At 69.2% G+C, this 24613-nt stretch carries 27 protein-coding genes and 1 tRNA gene; 20 read left to right on the top strand and 8 right to left on the bottom strand.

Translation table 11 applies throughout. The features are described from left to right. Positions 1–5 precede the first annotated feature (5 nt). The 4 genes from AB0M35_RS28520 to AB0M35_RS28505 form a co-directional block, all read right to left on the bottom strand. Entirely contained in the window at positions 6–131 is a 126-nt protein-coding gene (locus AB0M35_RS28520; protein ID WP_363749242.1) for a hypothetical protein, read from the bottom strand. A gap of 104 nt (positions 132–235) precedes the next feature. Then, entirely contained in the window at positions 236–442 is a 207-nt protein-coding gene (locus tag AB0M35_RS28515; protein WP_363749240.1) for a hypothetical protein, read from the bottom strand. Positions 443–512: 70 nt separating this feature from the next. Continuing rightward, positions 513–1874, bottom strand: coding sequence for a dipeptidase (locus AB0M35_RS28510; RefSeq protein WP_363749238.1), 1362 nt, complete (start codon positions 1872–1874; stop codon positions 513–515). Continuing rightward, complete coding sequence (locus AB0M35_RS28505; protein WP_363749245.1) at positions 1871–2725, bottom strand: hypothetical protein; 855 nt, start codon at positions 2723–2725, stop codon at positions 1871–1873. The genes AB0M35_RS28510 and AB0M35_RS28505 overlap by 4 nt, the downstream gene beginning before the upstream one ends. On the opposite strand from AB0M35_RS28505, the gene AB0M35_RS28500 reads away from it, so the two are divergent. Beyond that, positions 2660–3061 (top strand): rhodanese-like domain-containing protein, encoded by a 402-nt coding sequence (locus tag AB0M35_RS28500; RefSeq protein WP_363749244.1) that lies wholly within the window; start codon positions 2660–2662, stop codon positions 3059–3061. The genes AB0M35_RS28505 and AB0M35_RS28500 overlap by 66 nt on opposite strands. Before the next feature lie 58 nt (positions 3062–3119). Here AB0M35_RS28500 and AB0M35_RS28495 read toward each other — a convergent pair whose 3' ends face one another. The 3 genes from AB0M35_RS28495 to ssb form a co-directional block, all read right to left on the bottom strand. After that, the gene (locus tag AB0M35_RS28495; RefSeq protein WP_363749237.1) at positions 3120–4655 is read right to left on the bottom strand and encodes a cobyric acid synthase; all 1536 of its coding nucleotides are present in this window, start codon (positions 4653–4655) and stop codon (positions 3120–3122) included. Then, a complete protein-coding gene (locus AB0M35_RS28490; protein WP_363749235.1) occupies positions 4652–5653 on the bottom strand; it encodes a cobalamin biosynthesis protein in 1002 nt (333 codons plus the stop codon). Before AB0M35_RS28490 ends, AB0M35_RS28495 begins: the two co-directional genes overlap by 4 nt. A gap of 219 nt (positions 5654–5872) precedes the next feature. Then, positions 5873–6628, bottom strand: a complete 756-nt coding sequence (gene ssb / locus AB0M35_RS28485) for a single-stranded DNA-binding protein (protein ID WP_363749234.1) — start codon at positions 6626–6628, stop codon at positions 5873–5875. Positions 6629–6954: 326 nt separating this feature from the next. On the opposite strand from ssb, the gene AB0M35_RS28480 reads away from it, so the two are divergent. The 7 genes from AB0M35_RS28480 to AB0M35_RS28450 all read left to right on the top strand — a co-directional run bounded on the left by AB0M35_RS28480 (position 6955) and on the right by AB0M35_RS28450 (position 13531). Continuing rightward, on the top strand, positions 6955–7374 hold the full coding sequence (locus AB0M35_RS28480) for an HPF/RaiA family ribosome-associated protein (RefSeq protein WP_363749232.1): 420 nt from the start codon (positions 6955–6957) through the stop codon (positions 7372–7374). Positions 7375–7502: 128 nt separating this feature from the next. After that, the gene (locus tag AB0M35_RS28475; protein WP_363749230.1) at positions 7503–8546 is read left to right on the top strand and encodes an alpha/beta hydrolase; all 1044 of its coding nucleotides are present in this window, start codon (positions 7503–7505) and stop codon (positions 8544–8546) included. Positions 8547–8668: 122 nt separating this feature from the next. Next, a tRNA-Arg gene (locus tag AB0M35_RS28470) sits at positions 8669–8741 on the top strand. 68 nt (positions 8742–8809) lie between these two features. Next, the gene (locus AB0M35_RS28465) at positions 8810–10303 is read left to right on the top strand and encodes a tyrosine-type recombinase/integrase (RefSeq protein WP_363749229.1); all 1494 of its coding nucleotides are present in this window, start codon (positions 8810–8812) and stop codon (positions 10301–10303) included. After that, positions 10303–11475 (top strand): DUF262 domain-containing protein, encoded by a 1173-nt coding sequence (locus AB0M35_RS28460; protein ID WP_363749227.1) that lies wholly within the window; start codon positions 10303–10305, stop codon positions 11473–11475. The genes AB0M35_RS28465 and AB0M35_RS28460 overlap by 1 nt, the downstream gene beginning before the upstream one ends. A gap of 4 nt (positions 11476–11479) precedes the next feature. Beyond that, positions 11480–12421, top strand: coding sequence for a hypothetical protein (locus AB0M35_RS28455; RefSeq protein WP_363749226.1), 942 nt, complete (start codon positions 11480–11482; stop codon positions 12419–12421). Between the two features lie 75 nt (positions 12422–12496). After that, positions 12497–13531 carry an NAD-dependent epimerase/dehydratase family protein gene (locus AB0M35_RS28450; RefSeq protein WP_363749225.1) on the top strand — a complete coding sequence of 345 codons (1035 nt, stop codon included), beginning with the start codon at positions 12497–12499 and terminating at the stop codon, positions 13529–13531. Here AB0M35_RS28450 and AB0M35_RS28445 read toward each other — a convergent pair. Beyond that, positions 13511–14785, bottom strand: coding sequence for a hypothetical protein (locus AB0M35_RS28445; RefSeq protein ID WP_363749224.1), 1275 nt, complete (start codon positions 14783–14785; stop codon positions 13511–13513). The two genes, AB0M35_RS28450 and AB0M35_RS28445, sit on opposite strands and share 21 nt — an antisense overlap. Positions 14786–14925: 140 nt before the next feature. Between AB0M35_RS28445 and AB0M35_RS28440 the strand changes: the two genes are divergently transcribed. The 12 genes from AB0M35_RS28440 (at position 14926) to AB0M35_RS28385 (ending at position 24173) form a co-directional block, all read left to right on the top strand. Then, positions 14926–15168 (top strand): helix-turn-helix domain-containing protein, encoded by a 243-nt coding sequence (locus tag AB0M35_RS28440; protein ID WP_363749222.1) that lies wholly within the window; start codon positions 14926–14928, stop codon positions 15166–15168. Positions 15169–15517: 349 nt separating this feature from the next. Continuing rightward, positions 15518–15760: a DUF6284 family protein gene (locus tag AB0M35_RS28435; protein WP_363749221.1), complete on the top strand. Its 243-nt coding sequence runs from the start codon at positions 15518–15520 to the stop codon at positions 15758–15760. Positions 15761–15772: 12 nt separating this feature from the next. Next, positions 15773–15982, top strand: coding sequence for a hypothetical protein (locus AB0M35_RS28430; protein WP_363749220.1), 210 nt, complete (start codon positions 15773–15775; stop codon positions 15980–15982). After that, positions 15979–16770 (top strand): ABC transporter permease, encoded by a 792-nt coding sequence (locus AB0M35_RS28425; protein ID WP_363749219.1) that lies wholly within the window; start codon positions 15979–15981, stop codon positions 16768–16770. The genes AB0M35_RS28430 and AB0M35_RS28425 overlap by 4 nt, the downstream gene beginning before the upstream one ends. Positions 16771–16862: 92 nt before the next feature. Then, a complete protein-coding gene (locus AB0M35_RS28420; RefSeq protein WP_363749218.1) occupies positions 16863–17327 on the top strand; it encodes a DUF3307 domain-containing protein in 465 nt (154 codons plus the stop codon). A 29-nt stretch (positions 17328–17356) separates the two neighbouring features. After that, on the top strand, positions 17357–17524 hold the full coding sequence (locus AB0M35_RS28415; RefSeq protein ID WP_363749217.1) for a hypothetical protein: 168 nt from the start codon (positions 17357–17359) through the stop codon (positions 17522–17524). Between the two features lie 96 nt (positions 17525–17620). Continuing rightward, a complete protein-coding gene (locus tag AB0M35_RS28410; protein WP_363749216.1) occupies positions 17621–19807 on the top strand; it encodes a cell division protein FtsK in 2187 nt (728 codons plus the stop codon). 147 nt (positions 19808–19954) lie between these two features. Further along, complete coding sequence (locus AB0M35_RS28405; protein ID WP_363749215.1) at positions 19955–20194, top strand: hypothetical protein; 240 nt, start codon at positions 19955–19957, stop codon at positions 20192–20194. Continuing rightward, positions 20191–20481 carry a DUF4326 domain-containing protein gene (locus tag AB0M35_RS28400; protein ID WP_363749213.1) on the top strand — a complete coding sequence of 97 codons (291 nt, stop codon included), beginning with the start codon at positions 20191–20193 and terminating at the stop codon, positions 20479–20481. Before AB0M35_RS28405 ends, AB0M35_RS28400 begins: the two co-directional genes overlap by 4 nt. After that, a complete protein-coding gene (locus AB0M35_RS28395) occupies positions 20478–20777 on the top strand; it encodes a hypothetical protein (protein ID WP_363749212.1) in 300 nt (99 codons plus the stop codon). The genes AB0M35_RS28400 and AB0M35_RS28395 overlap by 4 nt, the downstream gene beginning before the upstream one ends. A 36-nt stretch (positions 20778–20813) precedes the next feature. After that, positions 20814–22769: a DUF3987 domain-containing protein gene (locus AB0M35_RS28390; protein WP_363749210.1), complete on the top strand. Its 1956-nt coding sequence runs from the start codon at positions 20814–20816 to the stop codon at positions 22767–22769. A 483-nt stretch (positions 22770–23252) separates the two neighbouring features. Beyond that, positions 23253–24173, top strand: a complete 921-nt coding sequence (locus AB0M35_RS28385; protein WP_363749209.1) for a pentapeptide repeat-containing protein — start codon at positions 23253–23255, stop codon at positions 24171–24173. Positions 24174–24613 lie beyond the last annotated feature (440 nt).

Genomic DNA, 24613 nt, shown 5'->3' with positions numbered 1-24613 from the left:
GCCTCCTACGGGTCATCGAGGAGAACGACGACCCGGACGGCAGCGTGTTCGCGGAGATCGCCGAGCGACGAGCCGAACTCGACCGTGACCGCGAGGGCCGCCGAGGTGGCCGCCAGGTCGAGGAAACGCACGGCACAATCCTGCCAGCCACCTGTGACAACGCACGACGATCGCAGCAGGTGTCACGACCCGGCCGGCGCCGTGGGCCCGGCCTAGATCAGTCGGCGGTGAGGTGTCAGGCCGGGACCGGCTCCTCGACGCGCAGACCGCGAGCACGGACCCCCTCGGCGATGCGGGACAGCGACGTGTCCAGGGCGACCAGGGCGGCGGACAGCTCCGCGAGCCGTTCCTTGAGCGTGTCCTCGGGCCACGCGGAGACGTCGATGTCTCCCAAAGCGCTGACGGCAGCCCCCAGGCGGGCCATCTCCTCGTTCGTACGCATGTTCGAGAGGCTACAACAGCCCCGCGTCCGACACACCGGAAACGGCCACCATTCGTGCGAAGTTACGGGTTCAGCCGCGTCCCACCTCGGCCACCTTGGCCAGCAGCAACGCCTCGGCCAGGCAGACCCGGGCGAACTCGCCCAGGTGCAGGCTCTCGTTCGGCCCGTGCGCGCGGGCGTGCGGATCCTCCACACCGGTCACCAGGATCGCCGCCTGCGGGAACATCTCCTGGAAGGTGGCGATGAACGGGATCGAGCCGCCGACGCCGATGTTCACCGGGTCGGTGCCGTCCCAGGCCGCCCGGAAGGCCGCGCGTGCCGCGTCGAACATCGGCCCGGTCGCGTCGATGACGCACGGGGCGCCGTGGTGTTCCAGGACGACCTCCACCTGGGCGCCCCACGGGGCGTACCGGTGCAGGTGCTCGCGCACCGCCGCGTACGCCTTCTTCGGGTCGTCGCCCGGCACCAGCCGGATGCTCAGTTTGGCTTTCGCGGCCGGCACCAGGGCGTTGGGCGCCTCCCCGGTGGCCGGGGCGTCGATGCCGAGCACGGCGATCGCCGGCTTGGTCCAGAGCCGGTCGGTGATCCGGCCGGTGCCGATCAACTGCACGCCCTCGACCAGGCCGGCCTCGGCGCGGAACCGGTCCTCGGGATAGTCGACGGTCGCGCCCTCCCGGCCGGTCAGGCCGTCCACCGCGACGTTGCCGGCCTCGTCGTGCAGGGTGGCCAGCAGCCGGGCCAGGGTGGTCAGCGCGTCCGGCACCGGCCCGCCGAACATGCCGCTGTGCACGGCGTGCTCCAGCGTGCGTACCTCGACGAAGCAGTTGACGATGCCGCGCAGCGAGGTGGTCAGCGCCGGGACGCCGACGTCCCAGTTCGCCGAGTCGGCGATGACGATCACGTCCGAGGCGAGCGTGTCGCGGTGCTCGGCGAGCAGTTGCTCCAGCGAGTCGGAGCCGTACTCCTCCTCGCCCTCGATGAACAGCACCACCCCGACCGGCAGCTGGTCGCCGAAGGCACGCAGCGCGGCGATGTGCGCCATGATGCCGGCCTTGTCGTCGGCGGCACCCCGCCCGTACAGCCGGCCGTCCCGCTCGACCGGCTCGAACGGGTCGGATTCCCACAGCGCCCGATCACCGGTCGGCTGGACGTCATGGTGGGCGTAGAGCATGACCGTGGGCGCGCCGGGCGGCGCCGCCTTACGGCCGATCACCGCCGGCTGCCCATCGGCCCGCACGATCTCCACGTCGAGGCCACAGCCGCGCAGCAGTTCGGCCACCGCCTCGGCGGAGCGCTCCAGGTACGCGTGGTCGAAGCCCTCGAAGGCGATGCCGGGGATACGTACGAGGCGCTCCAAATCGGCCCGCACACCAGGCAGTTCCCGCTCCACGGCGGCCCGCAGCTCGGCCTCGGTCATGATCGGTGTGGTCATGGCCGGAATCGTATTCCCGCCTTACCCGGCGCCGCCGCCCGCATCGCCGGATCCGGGCGTCGGTCGACGTCGCCGCCCGCCATTCGCAGGTAGTAGCGGTCGGCGTCATGGGGCAGCGTCGGTGCGCCGTCGACGACCAGATCGGCCCGGGACCGCGTGTCGTCGGCCCGGAAGTGCTCCTGCTCGCCGAGGTGCCACCGCCGCAGCTCGGGCAGGATGCCCGGCCCGTCGCGGGCCACCGCCCTGGTCAACCGCAGCGGCTGCGGGGCGGTGACGAAGACCGCCAGGCTCAGGTCGGCCGCCGCCTCGGCGCGGGCCGCGCTGACCCCCTCCACGATCAGCACCGGCGCCGCCGGCACCGGCACCGGATCGGGCAGGAACACCTGGCGCACCCAGCTGTACCGCTGGTAGGCGCCGGCCTGGCCGGCACGGACCGGCGCCAGCACCGACGACTCCAGGCGGTGCCAGAAGGTGAGCTGGCCATCCCACCCGTCGAGCAGATCGTCGGTGTGCACCACCGGCGCACGGCCCGCGCCGGTGGCGGCGAGGGCGTCGGCCAGTCGCGCCGCGAAGGCGGTCTTGCCCGCGCCGCTGGGACCGTCGACCGCCACCAGTCGGGTACGCCCCAACCGCGCCGGCCGGGCCAGCACCCGGTGCGCCAGTTCGGCGTACGCCGTGAAGACCGCAACCACGGGCACGGACGTTACCGTTCGTGTTGTCCCACACCGCTTCCGGCCGTGAAACGGCAGGTCAGGCGGCACGATCGGGTCGTGTCCCATTCCGTGATGAGTCCCGGCGTCGAGGCGTTGCTGGAGCAGGCCCGCGCGGGCATGAACCGGTTGACCCCGCAGGAAACGGTGCAGGCCGCCGCCCGCGGCGCGCTCGTGATCGACACCCGTACCGACGCGCAGCGACGGGAACAGGGCGACCTGCCCGGCGTCCTGGTGATCGACCGGACGGTGCTGGAGTGGCGGCTCGACCCGGCCAGCGACTGGCGCATCCCCGAAGCCACCGGGTACGACATCGAGGTCGTCGTGGTGTGCCGCCAGGGTTACAGCTCCAGCCTCGCGGCGGCCAGCCTGCGCGCCCTCGGCCTGCACCGGGCGACCGACATGATCGGCGGAGTGGACGCCTGGCGCTCGGCAGGCCTGCCGTTCTCCGACGAACCCGCCGACATCCGCCACTGACGGTCCCGCCTCGGCTGCGAGGTCGTCGCTCGATTCTCGGGCGCACGCAGGAGGCAATCTAACCTCGGCCAGGCGGGACGAAGGGCAGGTCGTCGGGCGGGCCGGACTCGATCAGCCGCCACAGGGCGGCGGTGTCCAGATGTTCCTCGACCAGGTCGCCGAGCAGGTCGAGGGTGCGCTCGCGAGCGGCGGCGAAGGACGTGTCCGGGGCGACCCGGAAACCGGTACGCCCGGCGAGGCGGGCCACCCGGGTGAGGAACCAGCGGCGGAACTCGTCGGACTCGAAGGCGCCGTGCCAGTGGGTGCCGTGCACCACCCCGTGGACCGCCCCCTCCCCCACCCCGTCGAGGTGGCTCAGCAGCGGGGGCAGTTGCGGGTCGGTGGCCGAGACGTATCCATGGTGGATCTCGTACCCGCGTACCGGCAGGTCACCGGCGACCGTGCCGGCCGCCACCCGGACGGTCTTGCGTGGGTCGAAGGTGATCTCGACAGGGAGCAGGCCGAGGCCGGGCACGCTGCCGCGCCGGCTCTCCACCGGATCGTGGATGGCCCGGGCCAACATCTGGAAGCCACCGCAGATGCCCAGCAGCGGCCGACCTGCCGCCACGTGCGCGGTGACCGTGTCGGCGAGGCCGGTCTCCCGCAGCCAGGCCAGGTCCGCCACGGTCGACTTGGAACCGGGCAACACGATCAGATCGGCGGCGGCCAGTTCGGCCGGCTCGACGGTCAGCCGCACCCGCACGCCCGGCTCGGTGGCGAGTGCCTCGACGTCGGTGGCGTTGCTGATCCGGGGCAACCGCACCACGGCGACGTCGAGCCACTCGGTGCCGCGCGGGGCGGCGGGCCGACCGAGCACCCGGCCGTAGGCGAGCGAATCCTCCGCGTCCAACCACAGGTCCACCGCCCAGGGCAGGACACCGTACGTCGGGCGGCCGGTGAGCTGACGCAGCATTGCCAGCCCCGGTTCGAGCAGACCACGGTCCCCACGGAACTTGTTCACCACGAAACCGGCGATCAGCGCCTGGTCGGCGGGGTCGAGCAGGGCCAGGGTGCCGAACATGGCGGCGAACACGCCGCCCCGGTCGATATCGCCGACCACGATCGTCGGCAGCCCGGCCTGCCGGGCCAGGCCCATGTTCACGTAGTCGCCGTCGCGCAGGTTGATCTCCGCCGGGCTGCCGGCCCCCTCACAGATCACCACGTCGTACGCCGTCCGCAGCTCCGTCAGCGCGGTGTAGGCGGTCTCGGCCAGCCGTGGACGCAGCGATGCGAACGTGTCGGCGGTCAACGTGTCGACCGCCTCCCCCAGCAGCACCACCTGGCTGGACAGGTCGCTGCCCGGCTTGAGCAGCACCGGGTTGAACCGCAGATCCGGGGCCAGTCCGCAGGCTGCCGCCTGCATCGCCTGCGCTCGCCCGATCTCGCCGCCCCGACCGTCCGGCCCGACCACGACGGCCGAGTTGTTGGACATGTTCTGCGCCTTGAACGGCGCCACCTGCACACCCTGGCGGTGCAGCCATCGGCAGATGCCGGCGGTCAGCACGCTCTTGCCGGCATCCGAGGTGGTGCCGGCGACCAACAGGCCGCCGGTCATCGCCCGCGCCCGGCCCACGATCGGACAGCCCGACGGGCAACGGCTGCGGTCAGGCGGCCGACGGTCAGCGGGTAGGCCGCCGCCAGCCCGAGTGCCGCCAGCCCGACCGCTCCGGAGATCCGGGCAGCCCGGGGCAGGTGACGTGCCTCGGGACGGGGCCCGTCACCGAGGAACGGGCGCGCCTCCGAGCGGCCGAAGTAGACGTTGCGCCCACCGAGCCGTACGCCCAACGCCCCCGCCATCGCCGCCTCGCACTGCCCGGCGTTCGGGCTCGGGTGGTCGGCGCGGTCCCGCCGCCACACCCGCCAGGCCTGCTCCCGGTCACCACGCCCGAGCGGCGCAAGGGCGACGGTCAGCACGCCGGTCAGCCGCGCAGGCACCAGGTTGAGCAAATCGTCCAGGCGGGCGGCCGGGGTGCCGAACTGGGCGTAGCGGGCGTTCCGGTGCCCGACCATCGCGTCGAGGGTGTTCGCCGCGCGGTAGCCGAGCAGGCCGGGCAGCCCGGCGACCGCGCCCCAGACCAGCGGGGCGACCACCGCGTCGGAGGTGTTCTCGGCCACCGACTCCACAGTGGCCCGCGCCAGTTCCGGCTCGTCGAGCGTCGACGGATCTCGACCGCAGAGGTTCCCGAGCCGTTGCCGGGCCGCCGGCAGGTCAGCGGTGCGCAGCGCCCGCCCCATCGCCTTCGCCTCATGGCGCAGGCTGCGCCCGCCCAGCACCGCCCAGGTGCCGGCGGCGACCAGCGTTGCGCGGGCGACCGGCCGGTGCCGGGTGGCGTAGGCAGCGGCGGCCCCCACCAGCACCGGCACACCGACGGAGAGCCCGGTGAAGACGCCACCGGCGAGCCGGTCGGGCCGGTACAGACGTCGTTCCAGAAGGGCAGCGGCCCGACCGTAAGCAGCCACCGGATGCCCCCGACGCGGATCACCGAGCAGCGCATCGAGTGCGTACCCGGCGACAAGTCCCCCAGCGTTCGCCACCGCACCCGCATGCCGCACCACACCACCTCCGGCCGGCAGCCTAACTGAGCCCGGCACGTCGACCGGCTCACCCACCGGACCTGCACCGCCGGTTCACCGACCGGGTTCCGGCCCGCAGTTCTTCAAGAAGACGCCTGCCCCGGCCCGTGGCCTTCCCCCGATCACGGGCCGGGGCGGGTCCAGGTGCACGCCGAGACGCCCCCGTACGCTCGCCGCGCACCGCGCGGACCGTCGTGGTCAGGCCGGCTGCGGCACCCGTCCGCGGCCCCGCCGGCCACGCCCGGTCACCGCGACGTCGGCCCCCGACTCCCCCGGCTCCGCCTCGGACTTTGTGGCCTCGGGGTGCGCCGGGGCCAGCTCGTCGGTAGCCGCCTGTTCGCCGGCGGTGAGTTCGTCGAACGGATCGGACGGGAGCAGCTCGTCGTCCTCGGGGACACCGCCCTGCCGGTAGTCGCCGGCGTCCGGCAGCCCGGCACGCGGCCCGACGAAGCCGGGCACCTCGAAGTCCTCGTCGACCGGGCGGTGGTCGAGGTGGGCGGGCGCCTCGTCGTCCGGTACGGGCTCGGTCAGCTCGCCGTGCACCCGCTGCTCGGCCTCGGCGTCGGAGACGGCGCTGGTGCTCAGGCTCGGCCGGTTACGCATGAAGCGACCACGCCCCCGGGACAGGTCGTGGCCGACGGCGACGGCCTCCAACTCGTACAGCGTGCGGTGGTTGCCGGCCTCGTCGGTCCAGTCGCGGGTGTAGAGCCGTCCGCAGACGACCACCGGATCGCCGACCATCACGGAGGAGGCCACCCCCTCGGCGAGCTTGCGCCAACAGTTCACCCGCACCCGCAGGCTGTTGCCGTCGACCCACCGCCCGCTGTCCCGGTCCAGGCGGCGGGCGGTCGAGGCGACCTTGAAGTTGGCGACCAGGGTGTTGCTCTGGGTCGTACGGCGCCATTCCGGCGCGGTCAGCACATTACCGACAATCGTGACATAGGTGTCGAACATCGCCCCTCCAGCGGGGTCCGGTGGCTCACCTGCGCGAGCCGACTCGCCACCGAGCCTGCGCCGGCACCCGCCCTTGGGGCAGCCCCGCGCCGGCGATCTGTGGACAGAGCGAGCGCCTGTGGACAAGCACCTGATCAAGGTCCCGGTGTGATAGGCCAGCCGGCCCTGTCACCCGCCCACCCCGCCGACCGATGATCGAGACGTACCAACGTTCCGGATGACTCCCGGCGGGGTAGGGATCTTCCCGACCGCGACGTCGACGAAAGGTCAGCGATCATGAGGATGACCGTCAGCCGTTCCACCCCCGTCCCTGGCGAGGTGCGGCGATGAGCGCGAACCCGGCCACCGTGGCGAAGTGCCTCCGGCTCAACGCGGGTTTCTCCCAGGCAGATCGGGACTGGATCGTCGCGCAGTTCGCCACCCTCGACGCCCGCCTGGCCACCTTCCACGCCGACGCCACCGACCTCGAACTTTCGATCAAGGACCGGGAGGCTCGGGGCCAGCGGGTCACCCTGGAGTGCCGGATCGCGGGCTGGGAGAAGATCGTCACCACCTCGTCGGAGGAGGATCTGCGCGCCGCCCTCAACGACGTCCGCGACGACCTGCGCCGCAAGCTCAACGACGCGAAGACCCGGCAGGAGCCACGCAACAACAAGCACCTGCGGGTCACCACTCCGCCCGGTCAGGCCACGCCGGCCGAGGCCGAGGAGTTGGCCGGCGCCGGGACGACGACCGACGAGAAGTGAGCGCGGTCACGCCGTACTGAATCGGGGCCGCAGGACCGACGGCGACCACGCCGAGGTGAGCGCAGAGCCCCGCCCGTACGGGCGGGCGGGGCTACCACCCGGTAGGCGGTCGGCGTACCGTCGGCAACGTGGAACCGGACCTGCTGGGATCGCCGTACGAGCGGCACACCATCGACCTGGGCAGCGACGACGAGGGCCCGGTGGTCGCCACCCTGGTCCGCCGCCGAGCCGAGGGCCCGAGCCGTCGGGCCGTGCTGTACGTGCACGGCTTCGTCGACTACTTCTTCCAGACCCACGTGGCGGACTTCTTCGCCGCCCGAGGCTGGGACTTCTACGCCCTCGACCTGCGCAAGTACGGCCGCAGCCTGTTACCGCACCAGACCCCCAACTTCTGCTGCGACCTCGGCGACTACTTTCCGGAGCTGGACGCCGCCGCCGAGATCATCCGCGCCGAGGACGGCCACGACACCCTGCTGACCATGGGCCACTCCACCGGCGGCCTGATCGTCTCGCTCTGGGCACACGCCCGCCGCGACGCCGGCCTGGTTGACGGCATCGTCCTCAACAGCCCCTTCTTCGACCTCAACGCCCCCTGGTTGGTGCGTCGACCCCTCGCGGCCGCCGTCGCGCGCCTGGGCCGCCGGTCGCCGCAGCGCATCCTTCCGTTCGGCCTGGGCACCGTGTACGGCGAGAGCATCCACGCCGACCATCGCGGCGAATGGACGTACGACCTGGCGTGGAAGCCGCTCGCCGGGTTCCCCGTACGGGCCGGCTGGCTCGACGCCATCCGCACCGGCCAGCGCCGTCTGCGGGCCGGACTCGACATCCAGGTGCCGGTGCTGCTCGCCTGCTCGACCCGCTCGTTCCGCAGCACCAAGTGGCACGAGTCGGCCACCCTCGCCGACGCCGTACTCGACGTCGAACACATGGTCCGCTGGGCGCCCCGCCTCGGCCCGCACGTCACCCTGGCCCGCTTCGACGGCGGCCTGCACGACCTGACGCTCTCCGGCCCCACCGTACGCGAAAAGGTCTTCGCCGAGGTCGGACGCTGGGCCGACGCCTTCCTCGACGCCGGACCGACGCCCACCCACCCATCCGTGCCCGACCCCCGCCGGGCGGCCTCCGGCGACGACCCGGTGGACGAGCCCGAGCAGGCCGACGCAACCGCCTGAACACGGTCGACAGCCATGAGTAACCGTGTGCGCGACACCCCGACGCGTGCGACGCTGACCCGGCCACCCATTCCGCCGCGCGAGGCCGGGACGGCGGTACCCTTCTCGCGCGATATCACGGCGCGCCCGTAGCTCAGCGGATAGAGCAGGGGACTTCTAATCCCAAGGCCGCAGGTTCGAATCCTGCCGGGCGCACAGGTACTTCCTCAATCTGACCGGCTCGCGTGGGGCTATTCGTGGTGCGAGCGCGCTACGGTGGCCCCGTGGCAGCCTCGAACGGACGCACCAAGCGCCAGCGCGGCGAGATCGAAACCCTGCCCAGCGGGTCACTGCGGGTGAAGGTCTACGCCGGCATCGACCCGATCAGCGGGAAGCGGCACTACCTGACCGAGGTCATCCCCGCCGGCCGCACCGCAGCCAAGGAAGCCGAGAAGGCGCGTACCCGGTTGCTGGCCCAGGTGGACGAGCGACGGAACCCGCGGACCCGCGCGACGCTCGACCAACTCCTAGACCGGTGGCTTGAAGTGGCCGACATCGAGGCCACCACCCGCATGGGCTACGTCAACAAGCTCAACAAGCACGTACGGCCGGTGCTCGGCAAGCTGCCGGTTGGCCGACTTGACGCTGAGACGTTGGAGTCGTTCTACGCGAACCTGCGTCGCTGCCGCGACTGGTGCGGCGGTAAGACGTACGTGAAGCACCGCGTAGAAGGTGAGCACACCTGCACGGCGAAGTGCCGCCCGCACGTCTGCAAGCCGCTCAGCGCGTCGTCTGTGCGCCAGATTCACTGGATTCTCAGTGGAGCTTTCAGCCGAGCGGTCCGGTGGCGCTGGATCGCCGTCAACCCTGCCGGGCAGGCCGAGCCACCCGCACCACCCCACCCCGACCCGCAGCCACCGAACCCTGCCGACGCGGCCCGCATCATCAACGAGGCGTGGCGCGACCCGGACTGGGGCGCGCTGGTCTGGCTCGCCATGACCACCGGCGCCCGACGTGGCGAACTGTGCGCGCTGCGCTGGCACCATCTCGACCTGGCCGCCGGTGTGCTGACGCTGCGGCGCAGCGCCTACCTCGACGAGAACGGCGAGTTGCAAGAGAAGGACACGAAGACGCACCAGCAGCGGCGGGTGGCACTCGACCCGGAGACGATCGATGTGCTGCGCGAATTACACGGCCGGTACCGCGACCGCCTGGCCCAGCTCGACGCCGAGGCCGATTCCGCCGACTACGTCTTCTCCCCCGAGGCGGACAACAGCCGTGGCTATCGGCCCGACACCATCACCCAGCGGTACGGCCGGCTCGCCACCCGGCTCGACCTCAACAGTCACATCCACGCCCTGCGCCACTACTCGGCAACCGAGCTGATCAACGCAGGTGTTGATGTGCGGACGGTCGCCGGCCGGCTCGGCCATGGTGGAGGCGGGACGACCACCCTGAGGGTCTACGCAGCTTGGCTGTCGGAGTCGGACCAGAGAGCCGCCGGGACGCTGGCCGCCCGGATGCCACCGCGCCCAGTCGAACCGACGCAGCGCATAGTGGCCAGCAGTCCGTACCAGATAATCGCCGCAAAGCTACGCGAACAGATCACGGCCGGTCTACTGCGGCCTGGCGACCTACTCCCCACGGTCGCTGAGCTGGCTGCGGCGCATGGCGTCTCGGTCGGTACCGCTCACCGCGCCCTGGCTTTACTGAGCGCAGAAGGCTTGGTGAATGTTGTCCAAGGCAGGCGGGCGACCGTCGCAAGTGCTAGTGCGTAGTGCTGACGACAGCTCTGGGCGGCCCAAGTGGCATGGCGGCAGCACGGCTCACCCTCGACGGCTCGACGATCCTGGCCATGTCTGCGCAAGCGATGAGGGCCAGATGCGACTACGCTGTCGTCCAAACAGGATTCACGAAGGGCAGCTACTCAGTGAAGCATCAAACAGGCTTCCGCCGATCGCCGAACACTCAGGCGGCAAGTTGGTTTCTTGATCTGAACTCCGCCCGCCGCCTTGATCTGGACCCTCCATATCAGCGGCGCAGCGTGTGGAACGTCGAATACAAACAGTTTTTCATTGACTCGCTGATCCGAAACTACCCCGCACCAACGATCTTTTTGCAGGTGGACGTCTCGGCAGATGCACCCACCCTCTACCGAGTTATCGATGGCAAGCAGCGCCTCACTGCTTTGTTCGAATTCATTGACGACAAGTTTCAAGCACCCGAGACGCTATCCGATCTAGGCCTCGACGGCCTGTACTATTCCGAACTTCCGGACGACACGAAGATCGCTTTACTGGAGTACGTGTTCGCGGTCGAGAATATCTCCAAGGCATCCCCGACCGAACTCAATGAGGCTTTCGACAGACTGAACCGGAACGTGGCCAGGCTGAACAAGCAGGAGCTTCGTCACGCCCGCTACGGAGGGGAGTTCCTTCGCAAGGTCGAAGGGCTTGCAGAGCACCCATTCTGGGCCCAAATCGGAATTGCGACGCCGGCACGCATCCGCCGAATGCTCGATGTCGAATATGTGTCCGAGCTGTACATCGTGTCAATGAAGGGCAGTCAGGACGGCAAGGACTACCTCGACTATCACTACGCAGTGAACGACTCGGAGATTACGGACGAGAAGCGAGCAGATGAGAACTTCATTGCTACGCTGGACACTCTTCGAGAACTGGATCAGGATTTCCCCCTCAGACCATCCCGTTTCAGTAATCTTGCGGATTTTTACTCACTATGGGTTGCGGTCAGTGACATGATTCGCGCCGGCAACTCCGTTGCCGTGCGCATCGCCGCACAGGGGCTGTTCGAGTTCGCAGATGAGATCGATAGCCAGAGGACAGACCGCGCACGCTCATATTTGCTAGCCGCCGTTCAGGGATCAAATAAGAAGTCCAACCGAGATATACGGGCGGACATACTCCGAACGATCCTCAAAGGCAAGTAGAGAAATGATCCTTCCCGGCTCATTCAAGACGGCGTACGAGGCCATCATTCCGGACCTTGAGCAGGGCGTTGACTATGTACGCTCACGCCTGAGTGCCGAGTTGGCCGAGTTCAGACCAGTAGTAATCCAAGTTCGCCGAAAAGAAGCTGAGTCTCTCTATGCAAAGCTACAGAAGGGCGAAACGGCATCCGTCTTCGAGGTAGAGGATCTTATCGCCGCCCGCGGGGTCTTTCTACACACGACTGAAGCGCAAGATGCCATGGCAACGGCAGAGCGCGTATTCCCACCAATCGAAGCAAAGAACGTCGAAGCCGGCAAACCTACAGATTTCAGATATCAACAACCACACTTGATCTGCCGCCTACCGAGCGACTATCTAGCGCGACACCCTAATCTCACTCAGCTCAAACTTGAGATTCAATTTACTACATACGTGCAGCACGCACTACAGGAGTCCACGCATGACGTTATCTACAAGGGACAGCGGTTCTCGTGGCGAGAGCATCGTCTAGACAGCCGACTGCGCGGCCTTCTTGAAATCGTAGATGACGTGCTCGCCAATGTAAGCTCCGTGGCAAATATCGGCGACGAGCCTACCTACGAGCTATTCGACGCTCGGAACAAAATTATTGAAGCCGCAAAAAAGAGTTTTAGCGGCTCTGCACTCCCGGACGACATGAGGCGCTTCGCCATCACCGCTGAGGGCATTCTCCAGGCATCAGAGATTAGCCCCGCTGAACTAGTCGAGTTAATGAAGCGGCATACCGACATTGCTCAGGCATTTTCCCTTACGCCCGTTGATAAGGTTCTTGGCATCGCCTTGCGCGAGCGTCGCGAGAAGCTGCTCGCCAGATCGAAGCGGCGGCTTTTCGTAGTTACTCCCGAGCTAGAGACTGTTGTACCAGAAGCAAAGTCGATTCCTGCGGATAGGCGTGTCCAGGTATAGATTTGCCCACGGCACCCTGGACGCCGGGACCCCCTCCCCGATCGAGCGTCGGTCCCTGCCCGGCATGATGGACCAATGCGTTTGCTAGTGCTCGGGGGGACCTGGTTCGTTGGCCACGCAATCGTCACGGCTGCGATCGGCGCCGGCTGGGAGGTGACTACGTTCAATCGGGGCACCTCCGACCCATTCTTAGAGGCCGTACGCCCCGTCCGGGGTGATCGGACCCGTCCGGAGGACGTCGCCGCCCTCGCCGCTGCCGGCCCTTGGGATGCCATGGTCGATACCTCGGGCTACGTGCCTAGGAACGTTCTCGACGTGGCTCGCGCGCTTGCTCCCGTCGTCGGTCGCTACGTCTTCATGTCCACGGTCAGCGTCTACCGAGACTGGCCGTTGAAGCCGCTCAGCGAGCGGTCCGAGGTGCTCTACTGCCCGCCGGACGCCGGCCCGGACTACGGCACCGACATCGAGGACGGACCGACGCAGTACGGCTACCAGAAGTCCGGCTGCGAGGCAGCAGCCGCCGCCGCGTTCGGAACGGATCGGACCACGATCCTGCGCCCCGGTGTCGTGCTAGGCCCGCGTGAGTACGTTGGCCGCCTGCCGTGGTGGCTGCGCCGCGTGGCTGCCGGTGGGCAAGTCCTGGCCCCCGGCTCCCCCGACCGCACGATTCAGCCGGTCGACGTGCGCGACCTGGCCGCGTTCGCACTTCACACCATCACCGAAGATTCCTCCGGCGCGTTCAACGTCTGCGCCCCGGTGGGCGGCGCCACCTTCAGCGGGCTCCTGGCGGACTGCGCTCACACCACCCAGGCGGACGCTTCCTTCGAGTGGGTGCCCGATGAGGTGCTGGCCAGTCAAGGCGTCCGGCAGTGGTCCGAACTGCCCCTCTGGCGCACGTTCGACGGCGTGTGGCGCGTCGACACAGCCAAGGCTCAGGCTGCTGGCCTCCGTTGTCGGCCGCTCTCCCTGACCGTCCGCGACACCTGGCGATGGATGGTGGAGAGCGGCGAAGTCAGCAACCACGACCGGGCCGCCGAGATCGGCATCAGCCCGGAGAGGGAAGCGCAGGTGTTGGCCGCCTGGCGGCAGTCAGGCGAGCGGGCGCGCTGAGGTTTCCGACAGCCAGACCGAGATGCGCTCGGCGAGCTGGCGCGCGTCCGCATCGCGATCCCACGGCGACTGGCTCAGCATGCGCTCAATCCGCGACAGCCGGCCGGTCAGCGAGACGTTGCGCTTCTGCGGCGGCAGGTCCAAGACGGTCCGCAGTGCTTCGGCTGCCCCGTCCTTGTCTCGCATGTGGAGGTGAGCAGCGGCTACGTCGATCTGCGTCCCGTTGATCTGCGAGTACGGCCGCCTGGGCGACGGCAACGCCTCGTACACCTGCAACGCCTCTCGGGCATACCTCGCGGCCTGCTCGCCGTTGCGGAGGTCGAGCCATGCCGCCGCCGCACATGCAGCCGCCCGCGCGTCACCGAATGCGAACTCCCCGCCGGTAACGGTGGCGAGTTCATCGGGTCGGTCCGCCGCTGCTTCTCTGTCTCGCTGGGCCGCCTCCAAGACAGCCGCGACTGAATCGGAATCGGCGAGCAGAGCGTGAGAGCGGGCAGCGACGTAGCGGAGCCTCAGTCTCGGCTCGCCCTCCGGTGCCGTCCGCATGGCGCGAGCGAAGTAGCTCAGCGCGGAGTCAGGTTCGTTGCGCCAGTTGGCGAGAGTCATTTGCAGGCCGTAGGTCCACGCCTTCAACGACGCGTGCCCGGCCAGGTCGGCGTACTGCGTTGATGCTCTGGCCAGGGCCGCCGACTCGTTCCAGTGCCCGAGGTCAAAGGCGGTGGAGGCCATCAGAGCAGCGCTCTGGCCGATAACCACGTAGAGGTCGGCCAGCTCAACGGGCCGACGGGTGCGCTCGACCAGGGCCCTTGCCTCGTCTCGCAACCGCCGGGCGCTGCTGAACACGTCAAAGGCTGCCATGCCTCCCGAACGGGCGAGCAACGTGATGTCTTCCTGCAAGGACTCAATAGAGTCATTCGGCAGGGCCAGGCTCATCAGAAGAGAGTCATTGGCAACCGATTCGGCAGCGGCACTCACAGCAGTTACAACACTGCCGCCATCACCAGCATTTCCCGCCGACCGCACTTCACTGAGCGCTGCGAAGAACCGGGAGCGAACCGAATCCGACAGACGATCCAAGGCGGCATGCAGCACGTCCTGATTGGCATTGCCAGGAACAGTGTCGGGTCGACTGTGCCAGTACGCGACAGTCCTTGTCGCGATCCCGAGCCACCCCGCGAACCGCTCGTTCGTCATCCCGGCGGCAGCTTGCAGCGAGCAGGCAAGATTTCCTGTCCACCGGTCTACCGTCGCCACCTTGGTCTCCCGAGCTTGCGGATTGCATCAGATTGCCGCGCATTGCACTGGGTTTGCATGGGCGCTCCGAGCTTTTTCGACTTCACTTGTCCTCAGCAAGCCGAACGGAACACCAACTACAGACTACTGAGGAGACTCCCGTGGCTGAACCCCTCGCCGCCAAGAACGATCGCCCCCGGTTCCGGTCCGTCGCGGACACCGCAGCAATCCTCGGCATGTCGGAGGTGACCCTCTACCGGGCGATTCACGCCGGCCAGTTCCCCGCGATCAAGGTCCGTGGACGCTTCGTGATCCCGGCGCGCGCCATCGACGACATGGAGGCGTCCGCGCTGACGTACGGCCTGGTGGACGCCAGCAACCGCACGTTGCGGCCCGCCGGGTGACCGCTACCGGGCTGCGCGTTTCGGCCCCGGCGGCGCAGGCGGGACGCTGTGCTCCCGAGCAAGTTTCCGAACGTAGGCACCGCTGAACGGCGACAGCCGCTCGACCTCAGCCGGGCCGACGCCATCACGGAGCGCCGCAACCACCGCCGCGACAACCGCTTCGCGCGCCGCTTCATGAGCAGCTTCGGTACGCCGGTACCGCCTCGTAGCTGCTGACAGCTCGTCTCGCGCATCACTCATCCGACCAACATACCGCTACCCCCTTGCGCAACAGACCTGCGTATCGCTACCTTGTTGCGCAACAGAGGCGCGCATCTAGGAGCGCCGAATCGGTCAGAAGGGACACGAAGTGACTGCGTCGAACTACTCCCCCGAGATCGGGCCGAGCGCCGCCGAGCTGGCCGAGATCGAGCACGAGTTGCCGCTGATCGAAGCCGAGGTGTTGTTGCTCGACGCGCAGATCGTCGTGCTGACCGGCGACGGCGGTCCGACCGAGTTGGACTGGCAGCGGTTGCGTCGGGCGCAGCGGCGGGTGCTGCGGGAGGCACGCGCCCTGCTCGCCGTGCGCTCGACCGCCGGCCGGGCCGCGTAGGTGGCGGCCACCGTGAGCCGTCGGTTCCCGATCCCCCGCCCCGCTGAGGACTCCCGCTTCACGTTCGGCTTGGTGCTGGACGTGGCTCAGGTTCTCGCCGCGCACGGCTATCCGTCGATGGCCGAGCCGTACGACGGATGCGGCCCGGACCTGCTGGCCCTGCAACAGGCCCTGTTCTCCCTCATCTACACCGCAAACCCACCCGAGGAGTACGAGTCATGACCGCCCCCACGCTGTCGGCCTTCCCCCGGCCGGTCGAAGACCTGATCCCCGCCGCCCGCGACCTCGCCGACCAGCTCGGCGAGATCCCGTCGCGCAACCGCATCAAGAAGGAACTGCGGGTGGGCGGTCCGAAGGCAGACGCGATCCTCGCCGCACTCACCCGCACCGACACCCCGCCGGCCACCGACCCCACGACGGACCCGGCCGACACCACCCCGGACCCGATCGCCGACCCGGCCCCGGTGGCAGACCCGCCGCCGGTCGCCGACGACATGCCGCCGCTGGTGTCGGAGCAGGCAGCACCCGTCGCAGACCTGGGCACCAAGGTCACCACCGACGCCATCCCGACCGCCCCCAAGAGCACCCGGCGGGCGGTGGCATGGCCGGTGATCCTGCTCGCCCTCCCGGCGTTCGTCGCCATCTGGTCTGGCTGGGTGGGCTTGGGCGGACTCACCGGGTTCGGGGTGGTGCATCCGTTGCCCGGCATTGCCGACGGGTTCTCCATCAACTCCGCGATCACCCTCCCGATCGGGGTCGAGACCTACGGCGCTTACGCCCTCTACATCTGGCTGTCCGGCCGGGTGCCCGAGCCGGCCCGCCGGTTCGCCAAGTGGTCCGCCCTCGGCTCCCTCGCCGTCGGCGCACTCGGCCAGGTCGCCTACCACCTGCTCGAAGCGGCCGGGGTCACGTCGGCCCCGTGGTGGATCACCACCGCCGTTGCCTGCCTCCCGGTCGCCGTCCTCGGCATGGGCGCAGCCCTGGCGCACCTGGTGCGTACGCACGACTGATTCCGCCCGGCGGCGCGGCCACCTGGCTACCAACCTGCGCCGCGCCGCCGGCCCTCGACCCCTCAGCCAATCGACCTCGGGAGAGATGACCCATGTTCGCAGATCCCACCGGCACCCGCGCCGCCACGTTCGCCGCCGTGTTCGTCGCCCTCTACGTCGCCCACCAGGTCGCCGACCACTGGGTGCAGACCCAGCACCAGGCCGACTGCAAGGGCCGCCCCGGCTGGGCGGGGCGCATCGCCTGCGCCACCCACGTCACTACCTACACCCTCACCGCCGGCCTGGCCCTGGTGTTTCTGATCGCCGGCACCGGCATACGCCTGGACCCGGCCGGTGTGGCGGTCGGGCTGACCATCTCGGCGGTCACCCACTACATCGCCGACCGCCGTACCCCGCTCCAGCGCATCGCCGCCGCTCTCGGCTCGGCCCGCTTCTACGCCCTGGGTGCTCCCCGGCCCGGCCGGGACGACAACCCCTCCCTTGGCACCGGTGCCTACGCCCTCGATCAGTCCTGGCACATCGCCTGGCTGTTCATCGCCGCCCTGTTCGCCGCCTGATCACCTCTCACTCGGAAGGAGACCTACTGATGGCAAGCATTTCGATCGGCAGTGCCGGACGCGTCACCAGCGGCGGCAGGCAGTTGTGGTGTCCGGCCTGCGGCAACGAGACCGACTGGCGCGACATCACCGCCACCAACCAGCGCACCCAGGCCACCTGCGGCGACTGCGGCAACCGCATCTCCGTCAAGAGCTGACGTGCCCGCCCGGCGGCGCGGCCACCTGGCTACCAACCCGCGCCGCGCCGCCGGCCCTCACCCACGGCCACAACCTCACACGGAGGAACACCCACCATGACGTCCCCCCACGATGACGACCGATTCGACTGGCGAGCCGCTGAACGCGACCTGACCGACGACGCCCCCGACACCAACGTGGTCGACCTCGACGCCGCCCGCACCGCCCGCACCACCAACCCCGACGACAACGACGGCGACGGCGGGCCGGTGCTGGTCGACTCCCCGGACACGCAGCGGTCCCCGCGGTTCACCCTCGATGCCGCCCGCGCCGGGCAGCGTCGGCCGATCCTGCCCGCGTGGCTGCGTTCCCGCGCCGAGCTGGTCGACGTGATGCGCTGGGCGGTGGGGCACCTGCTGCACACCACCGGCTACCACCTCACCCGGTCGCCGAAGTACGCCGGGAAACTCGCCCTACGCGCCCCGGCCGGCGCGGCCCGGTTGGTATCCGGGGGCACCCGGTGGTTGTTCGACTGGGAAGGCGAACCGCACCGGCAGGCAACTTCCCAGTCCCGCGACGGCGAGCTGTACCTCAAGCTGTCCCGGCAGCGCGACCGGCGCGTCCGCTGGCGCGGCATCGTCGCCACGTTCACCCTCGCGGTCACCCTGGCCGGTGGCGTCGCCGTCGCCCTGGCCCCGTTGTGGGCGCGGTGGGCGGTACTCGCCATGCTGGTCACCCTGTGCGGGTTGCTCGGTCAGCCGGCCGACAAGCCGTTGCTCGACACCGCCGTGGTCATCCCCCGCGTGGCCCGCCTCACCTCCGACGTGGTGGTCCGTGCCCTGGCCGTGCTCGGCATCGCCGGCATCACCCAGGCCATCGCCAAACAGGGACACCGGGCCATCGCGTTCACCGCGCCGATCACCCGCGACGGCCCCGGCTGGCGGGCCGACATCGACCTGCCGCCGGGGGTGACGGCGGGGGATGTGATCGAGCGGCGTGACCGGCTCGCCGCCGGCCTTACCCGCCCCCTGGGCTGTGTGTGGCCGGAAGGGCAGCCGGAGGTGCACCCGGGCCGGCTGCTGCTCTGGGTGGGAGATCAGGACATGGCCGCGACCCCGCCAAAGCCCTGGCCGCTGCTGAAGGCGTCGGGCGGGTTCGACCTGGGTCGGCCGGTGCCATTCGGGACCGACCCGCGTGGGCGGGTCATCTCGTTCGAGCTGCCGTACACGAACCTGCTGATCGGGTCGATTCCCGGCTACGGCAAGACCGCCGCTACCCAGGTACCCCTGCTCGCCGCCGCCCTGGACCCGTACGCGGAACTGTGGTGCTTCGACTTCAAGGGCACCGGCGGCTTGGACCCCCTCGAAAAGGTGTCCGCCCGGTACGCGTCCGGGCAGGACGACGACACCGCCGAAGAGGGCTTGTTGGCGTTGCGGGAGCTGCGCAAGGAATGCCAGCGCCGCGCCGCCGTCATCAAGGGCATCCCGAAGGCGGTCTGCCCGGACAACAAGGTCACCCCCGAACTCGCCCGCCGCCGCAAGCTCGGCCTGCACTGGCTCGTGGTCGCCCTGGACGAGGTGCAGGAGCTGTTCTCGCACCCGGAGTTCGGCAAGGAAGCCGGGGAGTTGGCCGAGAAGGTCATCAAGCTCGGCCGCGCCCTGGGCGTGATCCTCGTCGTGGCCACCCAACGCCCCGACGCCAAGAGCCTGCCGACCGGGGTGTCCGCGAACGCGGGTACGCGGTTCTGCCTGCGGGTCATGGGGCAGATCGAGAACGACATGATCCTGGGCACGTCGGCGTACAAGAACGGCATCCGGGCGACCATGTTCGCCAAGAAGGACAAGGGCGTCGGCTACCTCGTCGGCGCGGCCGACGACGCGCAGATCGTCCGCACCTTCTACGTCGACGGCCCCACCGCCGAGAAGATCACCGACCGGGCACGCGCCCTGCGGGAAGCCGCCGGGACGCTGACCGGGCACGCGATCGGGCAGACCCCGGCTACCCCGGCGGCACGCCGAGACACCCTGCTCGACGACATCCTCACCGTGCTCCCGGCGACCGAGCCCAAGGTATGGGCCGAGACGCTGACCGAACGCCTCGCCGACCTCAACCCCGACGCCTACGGAGACCTGACCCGCGACCAGTTGACCGCCGCACTCAAGCCCTACGGGATCACCACCGGGCAGGTGTGGGGCACCGACCCGACCACCGGCAAGGGCGCGAACCGGCGCGGCATCGAACGCCAGCACATCACCGATGCGGTTGCGGAGAGTCACAAGCGGCGAGGCGACAAAGCCGCCTAACCCGGGCAGCGATCGGGTGCTAGGTCTAGCGGCCCACCCCGCTAGACCTAGCACCCCCGCTAGCACCCCATCCCAAACCTGGCCAGCGCCCTAGCAACTAGCGGCGACGGCCCCACGCACCCGAAAACCAGCCTGTGGAGGCATTTCGTGGTCCCCATCCTGCTGCTCGCTAGCCTCGCCATCCTCATCTACGCAGCGTCATACCTGGCCGTGTGCGCCGTGTCCCCTTGGGGACGCTGCCGACGCTGCCACGGACGGCGCTCCCACCGCACGACCATCGGCACCCGACGCGACTGCCCCCGCTGCGACGGCACCGGCATCCGCGTACGCATCGGCCGCCGACTCATCGACCACATCCGCACCGAGTACCGGGCAGGCAACCGGTGACCGCCCGCCGTATCCAGCGCCGCCGCACCGCCGGATGGCGTATGCCTACCGGTGCCGTCTACGTCGGCCGCCCCTCCCGCTGGGGCAACCGGTTCGGCACCGACAACACCCGCGCCAGCAGGGCCGGCGCGGTCGCTCTGTTCCGGCGGTGGGTCGCCGAGCACCCCGAATACGCGGCGACTGTCCGCGCCGAGCTGGCTGGCAAGACCCTGGCCTGCTGGTGCCCCCTCGACCAGCCCTGCCACGCCGACGAACTACTCCGCATCGCCAACGAGGTGCCCTCGTGACCCGCCCCGGCCGCGACGGTCACACCGGATGGTGCGCCCGGGACCACCGCTGCAACCTCGCCGAACACCGATCGGCAGAGATCCTGGTCGACCTGCCCGGACACGCACGGGCCGTCCTCGTTCGTGTACGCGCCAGCGACGGCCGCGAGCACGCCGAGATCCGCGTACGCGTCGCCCTGGCCGACGTCGACCCGGCCGCCCGCCGCCAGCTCGGCACCCTGCTCGCCGACCTTCGCGACCTGGTGACCCACGCCGCCGCGATTCGCCGGCCGCGCCCTGGCCGCGCCGCCGCCTGACTTGCCTTCCCCGCCTCACGACAGGAGCACGTCATCGTGACCCGACCGCCCGCACACGACCACGCCGCCGAGCAGGCCGTGATCGGCGCTGCACTGCTCAACCCGACCGTCGTCGCCGACCTCGCCCCGACCCTCGCCCCGGCCGACTTCCACCGGCCCGCACACGGCCGGCTGTGGGAAACGCTCTGCGCGATGCACGCCACCGGGGAACCCGTCGACCCGATCGCCCTCGCCGCCCACCTCGCCGCAACCGGCGACCTGGCCAAGGTCGGCGGTGCCCCGTACCTGCACACCCTCATTGCCGCCGTGCCCACCACCGCGAACGCCGGGCACTACGCGCGGATCGTCGCCGACCACGCCCGCCGCCGCCAGGTCGCCGACCTCGGCACCTACTTCGCTGAGAAAGCCAACCAGGGCACCGACGTCGCCGACATCCTCGCCACCGGCCGCGCCATGCTCGACCACGCCACCACCGGCAACCAATGGGCGCCGCTGATCCCGCTCGGCGACCGCCGCCACCTCCCCGAATTCCCCGCCTACGTGCTGCCCGACTGGGTCGCCGACCACGTCTACGCCGTCGCCGAGTTCACCCAAACCCCCGTCGACCTCGCCGGCTGCATCGCCCTCGCCGCCCTCTCCACCGCCGCCGGAGGCCGCGCCGAAGTAGAGGTACGCGGTTCCTGGCGCGAACCCACAAACCTGTTCACCGTCGTCGTGCTGCCGCCGGGCTCCCGCAAGTCAGCCGTGTTCGCGGCAATGACCGGACCGCTACTCGCCGCGGAGAAGGCCCTTGTCGAGCGGACGAAGCCGGCGATCGTGGAGGCCGAACTTGCTGCGCGCGTCGCCGGCAAGACGGCGGAGAAAGCCGCTATCGCCGCCGCGAACGCCGATGCGTCCGGCCGGGACACCCTGCTTGCTGAGGCGACCGCCGCCGCGATGAACGCCGACGCCGTCACCGTCCCCGTTCTACCGCAACTGGTCGCCGATGATGTCACCAGCGAGGAAGCCGCATCCCTCCTCGCCGAACAGGGCGGACGCCTCGCCGTGCTCTCCCCCGAAGGCGGGATCTTCGCCACCATCGCCGGCCGCTACTCCGGCACCCCCAACCTGGAAGTGTTCCTCAAGGGCCACGCCGGGGACATGCTGCGCGTCAACCGCCGCTCCCGCGCCCCCGAACACGTCGAGCACCCTGCCCTCACCCTCGGCTTGGCCGTGCAACCCGACGTGCTGCGCGACATCGCCGACATGCCCGGATTCCGAGGCAAAGGACTCCTGGCCCGCATCCTGTTCAGCCTGCCGGAGAACACCGTCGGCCGCCGGAAGATCGGTGCCGACCCGGTGCCCGAACCCATCGCCACCGCCTACGCCGCCAACCTCGGCGCGCTGGTCGCCACCCTCGCCGAATGGACCGACCCCGCCGTACTCCCGCTCACCCCGGAAGCCAACGAACTGGTGCTGGACATCGAGCGGGCCGTTGAGCCGCGCCTCGCCCCCGGCGGCGCGTGGGGACACGTCGTGGACTGGGGCAGCAAGTACACCGGCGCAGTGGTCCGCCTCGCCGGGCTGATCCACCTCGCCGAACACCTGCGCGACGGCTGGGGCAAGCCCGTCACCGCCGAGACTGTCGAACGGGCCGCCCTGCTCGGCGAGTACTACGCCGCACACGCCCTGGCCGCCTTCGACGACATGGGAACCGACAAGACCACCCGCTACGCCCGACACGTCCTCGCCTGGATCGAACGCACCGCCTCGACCACGTTCACCAAGAAGGAGCTGTACCGGGCCGTCCGCAGCCAGATCCCCACCGCCGCCGACCTCGACCCCGTCCTGTCACTACTGGAAATCCACGGCTACCTGCGCCAACTCGACCCACCAGCCCGCACCGGCGCCGGACGGCCACCCTCGCCCACGTTCCTCGTCCACCCCGACGTCCACCACACCACCGGCACCATCCACGCCCTACCCGCAACGACAGGCCGCAGACCCGCATGACCCACCGGCCTAAATGGTGAGAATGGCAGAAACCCCGCCTGAGCGGGGTTTCTGCCATTCTCACCATTTAGACCAGCGCCCCGACCGTCGCCTGGCTGCGGACACCTACTCACCGGCGTGCCAGCGCTGGGCGGAGTGCTGCCGTCCGGGACCGTTGCTATCGTGGCAGCGACGACGTCATAGCAGCGCCCTGATCTGCCGTAACAGGGCAGGGCATTGCGGAGCTCGCACCCGCATCTCTGCGCGGTTGCCGCGATTCTGTCTAATGCCAACATGCCAACGCTTCGTGATCGAATCACCGCTGCCCGTGCGGGATGGGCAGTTGGCCGGTCCGTCCGCACCCCGGATGCCGTACCACCTTGGCGAGCGTCCAATCTGCGCCCTCGTCGCCCCGGCACGCACCCCAGCCAGCCACCACCGGCCCAGCAGTCCCGTGCCCAAACCGTGTTCCAAGCCGTTACCGCTCTGACTGCGGTTGCCGCAGTGCTGTTCACCGCCCAATCTCTGGAGTACACCGCCGACATCACCCATGCGACCCGCGATCAAATCACCCTCGCTGCTCAAGGTCAGATCGCCGATCGGTTCAACCGGGCCGTCGACCAACTCGGACAGGCGGGCCCGGACAAGCTCAGCATTCGTCTCGGTGGTATCTACTCCCTCGAACGCATCATGAAGGACTCTCCCGCTGACGAACCCACCGTCATCGAGGTCCTATGCGCATTTGTCCGCACCAACGCTCCCAGGCCTGCCGTACCCGTTAAACCGTCGAAACTTCCACTGGCCTCTGAGGATGTACGCGCCGCCCTCACCGTGCTAGCCCGACGCCCCAACCCCGACCATCACCCGAACTCCGGCATCGATCTCAGTGGCAGCCAACTTTCGATACCCCGATTCTCTTTACGCGGTGCAGATCTGCGCGACGTGGACCTACGCGGGGCGAACCTACGCGACGCAGAACTTTCCGGTGCGAACCTATACGGCGCGGACCTGAGCGGCGCGGATCTGAGCCGTACAGACCTAGTCATGGTCGGTGATAATCTCCGCTTTGCGAATTTGGCCTACGCGCGCCTGCGCGATGCGAACCTACGCGGCGCGGGCCTGCCCGATACGATCCTGCGCCACGCAGACCTAAGTGGCGCGAACCTAATTCGCGCCAACCTGAATGGCGCGAACTTATACGGCGCGTACCTGAGCCACGCGGACCTACGTGGTGCGTACCTACGTGGCGCAAACTTGTCCGGCGCGGACCTACGCGGCGCGGACCTACGCGGCGCGGACCTACGCGGCGCGCATAACCTTGACAACAGCACGCTGAGATGCGTCCAGGTCAACGACCTGACTCAACTACCGCCTGGCCTAAATCGCCCACTAGACAATCATCCGATGGAGCGTTCCGACTGCTGACAGCACCAAATTGATATTGGAACACCACGAAGCGCCCCCACTCGGCTTCGGCCGACTGAGCGCTTCGGGTGGTCAGCCGCACTGAACTGCTGATCCTCTCTGACACCACCCCTCTTCCCCTTGGAAGAACGGGGCAGGTTGCGCATCCACCACTCGTGCACGGTGACCCCGACGGCCGCCTGGTCGAGGGACTGCCGCGAAGCCCGCCCGGATTGCAGGCACTGCCAGGACGAACGCAAGCCGGTCGCGGAAGTTGGTGGGTCCGATCGACATGTAGTCGACGATGAGGGCCAGGAGCAACACGATGATGGCCCGGTCGCAGACCTGGTGTGAGCCTTCGTCAGACCTGACTCTTATCACGGGGTCGGGATTCGGCTGGGTGTAGGGCGTTGACCTGGGGTTTTGGTGTGGTGGGTGCGCACTAAACCGTGGCGTCTAGG

It is taken from the genome of Micromonospora sp. NPDC051196, from assembly GCF_040682415.1.
Lineage (GTDB): Bacteria > Actinomycetota > Actinomycetes > Mycobacteriales > Micromonosporaceae > Micromonospora.
Note: the sequence above shows the minus strand (reverse complement) of the source record. Positions and strands in the feature narration are given on the sequence as shown.

What these genes read in the sequence shown, in the direction of transcription:
- AB0M35_RS28515 (WP_363749240.1), bottom strand. Translation starts at nt 442, where the DNA reads ATGCGTACGAACGAGGAGATGGCCCGCCTGGGGGCTGCCGTCAGCGCT.
- AB0M35_RS28510 (WP_363749238.1), bottom strand. Translation starts at nt 1,874, where the DNA reads ATGACCACACCGATCATGACCGAGGCCGAGCTGCGGGCCGCCGTGGAG.
- AB0M35_RS28500 (WP_363749244.1), top strand. Translation starts at nt 2,660, where the DNA reads ATGAGTCCCGGCGTCGAGGCGTTGCTGGAGCAGGCCCGCGCGGGCATG.
- AB0M35_RS28495 (WP_363749237.1), bottom strand. Translation starts at nt 4,655, where the DNA reads ATGACCGGCGGCCTGTTGGTCGCCGGCACCACCTCGGATGCCGGCAAG.
- ssb (WP_363749234.1), bottom strand. Translation starts at nt 6,628, where the DNA reads ATGTTCGACACCTATGTCACGATTGTCGGTAATGTGCTGACCGCGCCG.
- AB0M35_RS28480 (WP_363749232.1), top strand. Translation starts at nt 6,955, where the DNA reads ATGAGCGCGAACCCGGCCACCGTGGCGAAGTGCCTCCGGCTCAACGCG.
- AB0M35_RS28455 (WP_363749226.1), top strand. Translation starts at nt 11,480, where the DNA reads ATGATCCTTCCCGGCTCATTCAAGACGGCGTACGAGGCCATCATTCCG.
- AB0M35_RS28450 (WP_363749225.1), top strand. Translation starts at nt 12,497, where the DNA reads ATGCGTTTGCTAGTGCTCGGGGGGACCTGGTTCGTTGGCCACGCAATC.
- AB0M35_RS28425 (WP_363749219.1), top strand. Translation starts at nt 15,979, where the DNA reads ATGACCGCCCCCACGCTGTCGGCCTTCCCCCGGCCGGTCGAAGACCTG.
- AB0M35_RS28420 (WP_363749218.1), top strand. Translation starts at nt 16,863, where the DNA reads ATGTTCGCAGATCCCACCGGCACCCGCGCCGCCACGTTCGCCGCCGTG.
- AB0M35_RS28415 (WP_363749217.1), top strand. Translation starts at nt 17,357, where the DNA reads ATGGCAAGCATTTCGATCGGCAGTGCCGGACGCGTCACCAGCGGCGGC.
- AB0M35_RS28410 (WP_363749216.1), top strand. Translation starts at nt 17,621, where the DNA reads ATGACGTCCCCCCACGATGACGACCGATTCGACTGGCGAGCCGCTGAA.